We start from the raw sequence: 5930 nt of genomic DNA, 5'->3' as shown, positions 1-5930 counted from the left end.
GGGTCGCGGGGTGTCTGCGGGGCTGGGGCGGGGGGGGGGCGCCGCGGTGGCGAGGCGGGGGGGGGGGGGGGGGGGGGGGGGGCGGCCGGCCCCCCCCCCCCCCCCCCCCGACGCCGTGTCACACCGTGATGCCGTCGTCCTCCACCGAGGTGCGGCCCGGGGTGTCCGGCTTCCCGGCCGTCGCCGTCAGGCCGTCCGGCACGACCAGCGGCTCGTCGTCGGGCACCGCGGCCGCCGCCCGCCACCAGAGCGTCAGCGGCGGCGGCTCGGCCGGCTCGAAGGGCGTGCCCGGCCGCGGTACCGCCAGTGCGGCGCCGAGCGCCTGCGCCGCTGCCACCGTCCGCTCCGCGGGCTCCTCCCACGGGTGCGGCGCGAGGTTGAAGGTGCACCAGTGGATCGGCAGCAGCAGGCCGCCGGACAGGTCCAGGTGGGCCCGCACCCCCTCCTCGGGGGTCATGTGCACCTCGGGCCAGAAGTCGCTGTACGCGCCGATCTGCACCATCGTCGCGTCGAACGGGCCGAGCCGGCGGCCGATCTCGGCGAAGCCCGGGAAGTACCCGGTGTCCCCGCTGTGGAAGACCCGGTGCTCGGGCCCGGCGACCGCCCAGGACGCCCAGAGCAGGTACGGGCTGGTGCGCGGGCCGCGGCTGCAGTAGTGCCTGGCCGGGGTGGCGGTCAGCGTCAGGCCGGCCACCTCGGCCGACTCCCACCAGTCCAGCTCGACGATCCGCCGGGGCGGCACCCCCCAGTGCTCCAGGTGCGCGCCGACGCCCAGCGGCACCGCGAACACCGCCTCGGTGGCGGCCAGCGCCCTGATCGTCGGCATGTCCAGGTGGTCGTAGTGGTCGTGCGACACCACGACCACGTCCACCGGCCCGAGGTCGGCCAGCGGCAGCGGCACCGGGTGCAGCCGCTTGGGGCCGATGCCCGGGAACGGCGAGCAGCGCTCGCCCCACACCGGGTCGAACAGCACCCGGCGGCCGTCCAGTTCGGCGAGGACCGTGGCGTGGCCGAGCCAGGTCATCCGCAGCCCTGAGGCGGGCGGTGCGGCCAGGTCGGCGGGGCGCAGCCGGTGCAGCGGCACGGGTGCGGCCGGCAGGCGCCGGGTGCGGTCACCGGTCAGCTGCGCCCGGGTGACCTCCAGCGGGGAGCGGTCGTACACCAGCCGCCGGGTCGGGACCGGGTTCTGGAAGGCGCCGTCGCGGAACTGCGGGGAGCGGCGGATCCGGGCCAGCCGTTCGCCGCGCGGCTCCGCGCCGAAGGCGTCGGTGCGCACCCGGTGCCAGGTGCTGCGGCGGATCCGCGCCTGGACGTCGGGGTCCGACAGCGAGGTGGAGACCGTCGAACCGAGCTGTGCGGCGAGCGCCGCCGCACGGGCGATCCAGGGGACGGAGCTGGGCACGGCACCTCCACGGTCGGGACATCCGCACTGCGTCGGCCGGGGACCGGCCGCCGGAGGACGGCATGCCGGACGCGCACGGTGGCGGCCGACGGGCCCCGTTCCGTACGACGGCCGTCGCACCGGACACTACCCGTCCTGGCCCGTGCCGGCCCGGTCGAAACATGATCGGGCGGGCCGTTCGGCGGACCGCGCCGACCGCGTGCCCGGGGCCGGCGCGGGCCCGGCCCCGACCTGCGGGGCGGGCCCGGGGCGGCGGCTCAGGCGTAGAAGCGGGTGATCGTCTCCGCCACGCAGTGCGGCTTGGGGCTCGCCTCGCTGGAGATGGTGAACCGGACGACGGCCTGCACCCCGCCGGGCACCTCGTCGACGGAGAGCAGCTCGGCGGTGGCGCGGACGGCGGTGCCGACCGGCAGCGGGGCCGGGAAGCGGACCTTGTCCGAGCCGTAGTTGAGTGCCATCGCGATGCCCTCGACGCCGTAGCACTCCGTGGCGAGCACCGGGATCAGCGACAGCGTGAGGTAGCCGTGCGCGATCGTGCCGCCGAACGGGCTCTCCTTGGCGCGCTCCGGGTCGATATGGATCCACTGGTGGTCGCCGGTCGCATCGGCGAACAGGTTCACCCGCTCCTGGTCGACGGTGTGCCACGCGCTGGTGCCGAGCTCGGTGCCGACCGCGGCGGTCAGATCGGCCAGCGATGCGAAGGTCGTCAAGGTGCGCTCCAGATGGGGGAGGGGCTCCGGACCCCGCCGGGCGCGGCTGCTCCGCCCGCACGGGACAGTCGGAGAGTATGCCTACCCACCGGTCACATGTCAGCGGGGGCCGGGGCCGGCCGCAGCCGCCGCCCGCCGACCAGCTCCGGGGTCAGTGCCACATAGACCGGCCCGGGACCGCCCACCCAGGGACGCAGGCCCCCCGCGTACAGGTCGTCGGCCGCCGCGCGCTCGCGCACCACCGCCGCCCGGCCGTGCACCAGGACGCTCCAGCCCGTCCGGGTGGCGGGGTCGAGCAGGTCGGCCTGGAACGCGGCCACCGTGCCGTCCAGGGCGCGCGCGGTCGCACTGTCGGCCCGCAATGCCAGCACCAGCCGCCCGTCCGGGGCCAGCTCGAAGGCGACCGGCAGCACCGCGGGCAGGGCGTGCTCGGTGTACACCACCCGCCCGACGGGCACGGTTGCCAGCAGGCGGCGGCACTCCGCCTCGCTCAGCTCCTCCACGGGATCCTCGTACCTCATAGCACGATGGTGGGACGGTCCCCGGGTGGCCGGTAGGGCCGATGGTCCCGGTCCGGCAGTGCCTACGGCGGTAGCTTGTCGCCCGAGAGCGGAGCAGGCGAAGGGGGCGGTCCGGGGTGGGCGGCGGCATCGAACTGGTGGTCATCGGGGCGGACGGCGGGCCCGAGCGGGCGTACGCGGCCTCGGCCTCGGCCGGGTCCGGGGCGGCGGCCCTCGCCGCGGCCCTGCCCGGGCGGACCTTCGACGCGGGCACCCGCGGGTGCCGGGTCACCGCGCTGCCGCCGGACGCGGACGCGAACGCGATGCTCACCGCCGTCCGCGCGGCCGCCGGCAGACCCGCCCGCTGGCTGGTCGTGGCCCTCCTCGGCCAGCTGGCCGCCGACCCGCGCGGCAGACGGGTCGCCCTGGTCACCGCCGGATCCACCCCGGACAACGCCTACCGGCGCGGACTGGCCTGGGACTGGGTGGTCAGCGCCATGGTGCACGGCGACCAGGAGGAGACCCTGCTGCTGGTCGACGCGGTCGCCGACCGGGACACCTGGACGGCCCTCGCCGACGAGGACGCGGCCGGGGAGCTTCTCGGCCACTCGCGCGTCCCGCTCTGGGGGCGGATCTCCCGGCTGCGCACCGGCCGGCGCGGCCGCGACGCGGTCCGGCCCGGCGGCGACGGCTCGTTCAGCCGCCACCTCGGCGAACTCCTGGAGCACGGCGTCCCCGGGGCGCCCGCCGCGCTCGGTCCGCAGGAGCTGCACCCGCTCCTGGATGCCGAACTCGCCCGTCGGGAGGGAGCGGCGGCCGATGCCGCATCCGTCCGCTCGCTCGTTCCGGCCGAGGGCGGACGGCTGTTGATGCGCAATCGGGCCGCCGTTCGGGGCGCATTGGCCGGATTGTCGCTTTCCGAAGAACTGTTGTCCGTTCTGTGGCGCGAAAACGCCCCGATCGATCCGCCCAACGCGTAAGGTCGGACCGCCTTGGGTGTTCCCGGGCGGGGGCGGAGTGGCGAAGAACCGATGCTTCCGGTGGTGACCACACGAAGGTACGGCGGACGACTTCTGCGACCATGGCCACGGACGGGGCCGGGCGCGATGAGGTGGGGCGATGCGGCAGCGCGGAAATGTGTTGCGCCCTGGGGCGGTTGGGGTCGGTGGGGCGGTACTGCTGTTCCTCCTGGCGGCCTGTGGCGGCAGCGGGTCGGCGGCTTCCGCCGATCGTCTCGGTACCCCTGTGACGGGTGTTCCGGGCGGGACTGCGGTAACTCCTTCGGGTGGTTCGGGCAACGCGACGTCCGCTCCCACGGAAGGTGCCGAAGGGGCCGTCGGGCGCGATGTGCTGAGGGCGTATCAGGGCTGGTGGACCGCACAGGCGGACGCATTCGCCCGATCGGATTCGGACGGTTCCCAACTCCGTGTGTACTCCACCGGAACCGCGTTGAGCGACGCGCTCGCAAGCCTCCACCAGCTGCACGAGGCGAAGCTCGTGATGACCGGCGCCCCGCACCCCTCTCCGCTGGTGCGATCCCTGGATCTCAAGGCGGATCCGCAGAGCGCCGTCGTCGAGGATTGCCTCGATGTGACGGATTGGCACCAGACGGACGCCGCGACCAAGGCCGTAAAGGACCCGAAACAGCGGTTCACGCGCTACATCGCAACCGTTTCGCTGCGCAAGAACGGCAATCGCTGGATGATCGTTGACTTCAAGCGCGAGGTGGGCCGCACATGTTGAGGACGGTCATTCGGGCACTCCTCGTGATCGGAATGCTCGCCGCCACCGCGGCCCCCGCTGCTGCCAAGGACCCCGGCGGTGACGTGAATCCGTGTGCCGTCCGGGATATCTGCGTGATCGTCACCGAACCGGGCGCCACCCCCGACCCCGGGTCCGGGGGCGGCGGGTCGTCCGGCGGTGGTGACGGCGGCGTGCAGATGTGCAGCTGGAACGGGCAGCAGTGGCCCTGCTGGGACGACGACCTCGGTTGGTTCAGCAGTGCGGACGGCTGCTACTACAAGGCCTCCGACCCGCAGCCGCCGGCCGGCGACCCCTCCTGGGGCGGGCACGACGCCTCGCAGGGCGCGGTGTACGAGGTCAACTGCCGCGGTGTCGGCGGACAGCTGAGCCCGAAGCCGCCGATGTTCTTCGCCCGGCCGCCGGGCGGCCCGCCGCCGCCGGACCGGCCGTACGACCTGGGGATGAAGGCCCTCGCGAAGATCCACTTCGATACGCCCGACGTCCATGCGGCCCCCGGGACCACCGCGGTGGTCGGGGCGCCGGTCTGGCTCTGGTACACCGCGACGGGGACCACCTCCGGCACCCAGACCGCCGTCGCCAAGGGACGGACGCTCAGCGTGACGGCGACCGCCACCCTCACCAAGGTGCACTGGGACACCGGGGACGGGTCCGGCGCCGACTGCACGGGCCCCGGCACCGCGTACACGCCGGGCGCCCGGGCCGACCGGCCGCCGTGCGGGTACACCTACCGCACCGCCTCGGCGGGCCAGCGGGACCAGCAGTACTACCTCACCGCCACCCTGACGTGGCACGTCGAGGCGGTCCGCTCCGACACCGGCGCCCGGGTCTTCACCGTCGACTTCCCGGTCACCAGCGACCGGCCGCTGCCGCTGAAGGTCGCCGAGGTGCAGGCCCTGAACTGACCGCAGCGCAGTGACCCGAACGATCCGACGTGACGAACCGCCAGAAAGGCCGCAGCCGGTGGACACCCGCAACTTCCCGACCCCGAGCACCGGCACCGCACCCCTCGCCGCCGACCCCGTCCGGCCAGCACCGCACGTACCGGCCCGGACGCTGCGCGCCCGCCGGCGCCGGCCCGCGGTGCTGGCCATGGCGGTCGCGCTGATCGCCGCGGGAGGCCTGGGCGGCGCGGTGCTCTACAACAGCTCCGGCCAGCGGATCGCCGTCCTCGCGCTCGCCCGCGACGTGCCGATGGGTCAGACCCTCACCGCGGACGACCTGGTGGTCGCGCACATCGCCGGGGACCCGGCGCTGCGCCCGCTGGACGCCCGCGACCGGGCCCGCGCCGTCGGGCTGCGTGCCACCACCGACCTCCGGCGCGGCGCGCTGCTGCTCAAGGCCGACCTGACCAGCGACCCCGCGCTCCAGCCGGGCCAGCAGGTGGTCGGCCTGGCCGCGAAACGGACCCAGCTGCCGGCCGGCCGGCTGCAGCCCGGTCTCCAGGTGCTCGTGGTCTACACCCCGGACGCCAAGGCGGACGCGGCAGCGGCCGCCCGCACCCCGGACACGCTGTCCGCCGTGGTGGTCACCGTCGGCCGGGTGGACAGCGACGGC

At 75.1% G+C, this 5930-nt stretch carries 7 protein-coding genes; 4 read left to right on the top strand and 3 right to left on the bottom strand.

From position 1 onward, the window contains the following. Positions 1-118 precede the first annotated feature (118 nt). From ACFV0G_RS33585 to ACFV0G_RS33575, 3 genes are all read right to left on the bottom strand, one after another. Positions 119-1327 carry an MBL fold metallo-hydrolase gene (locus ACFV0G_RS33585; RefSeq protein WP_380556170.1) on the bottom strand — a complete coding sequence of 403 codons (1209 nt, stop codon included), beginning with the start codon at positions 1325-1327 and terminating at the stop codon, positions 119-121. Positions 1328-1659: 332 nt separating this feature from the next. Continuing rightward, entirely contained in the window at positions 1660-2112 is a 453-nt protein-coding gene (locus ACFV0G_RS33580) for a MaoC family dehydratase (RefSeq protein WP_380556169.1), read from the bottom strand. A gap of 92 nt (positions 2113-2204) precedes the next feature. Beyond that, positions 2205-2633, bottom strand: coding sequence for a pyridoxamine 5'-phosphate oxidase family protein (locus tag ACFV0G_RS33575; RefSeq protein ID WP_380556167.1), 429 nt, complete (start codon positions 2631-2633; stop codon positions 2205-2207). A 116-nt stretch (positions 2634-2749) separates the two neighbouring features. Here ACFV0G_RS33575 and ACFV0G_RS33570 point away from each other — a divergent pair, with 116 nt between their 5' ends. From ACFV0G_RS33570 to ACFV0G_RS33555, 4 genes are all read left to right on the top strand, one after another. Beyond that, on the top strand, positions 2750-3592 hold the full coding sequence (locus ACFV0G_RS33570) for a hypothetical protein (RefSeq protein ID WP_380556165.1): 843 nt from the start codon (positions 2750-2752) through the stop codon (positions 3590-3592). A 469-nt stretch (positions 3593-4061) separates the two neighbouring features. Beyond that, positions 4062-4355 (top strand): hypothetical protein, encoded by a 294-nt coding sequence (locus ACFV0G_RS33565; protein WP_380556163.1) that lies wholly within the window; start codon positions 4062-4064, stop codon positions 4353-4355. Between the two features lie 113 nt (positions 4356-4468). Beyond that, entirely contained in the window at positions 4469-5278 is an 810-nt protein-coding gene (locus tag ACFV0G_RS33560; RefSeq protein ID WP_380556161.1) for a hypothetical protein, read from the top strand. 58 nt (positions 5279-5336) lie between these two features. Next, positions 5337-5930 (top strand): SAF domain-containing protein (locus tag ACFV0G_RS33555; RefSeq protein WP_380556160.1); only part of this gene is annotated, 594 nt, incomplete at its 3' end.

It is taken from the genome of Kitasatospora sp. NPDC059571, assembly GCF_042735675.1.
In the GTDB taxonomy this organism is placed as follows: Bacteria; Actinomycetota; Actinomycetes; order Streptomycetales; family Streptomycetaceae; genus Kitasatospora.
The sequence above is the reverse complement of the archived record's forward strand: the minus strand, read 5'-3'. Positions and strand labels throughout refer to the sequence as shown.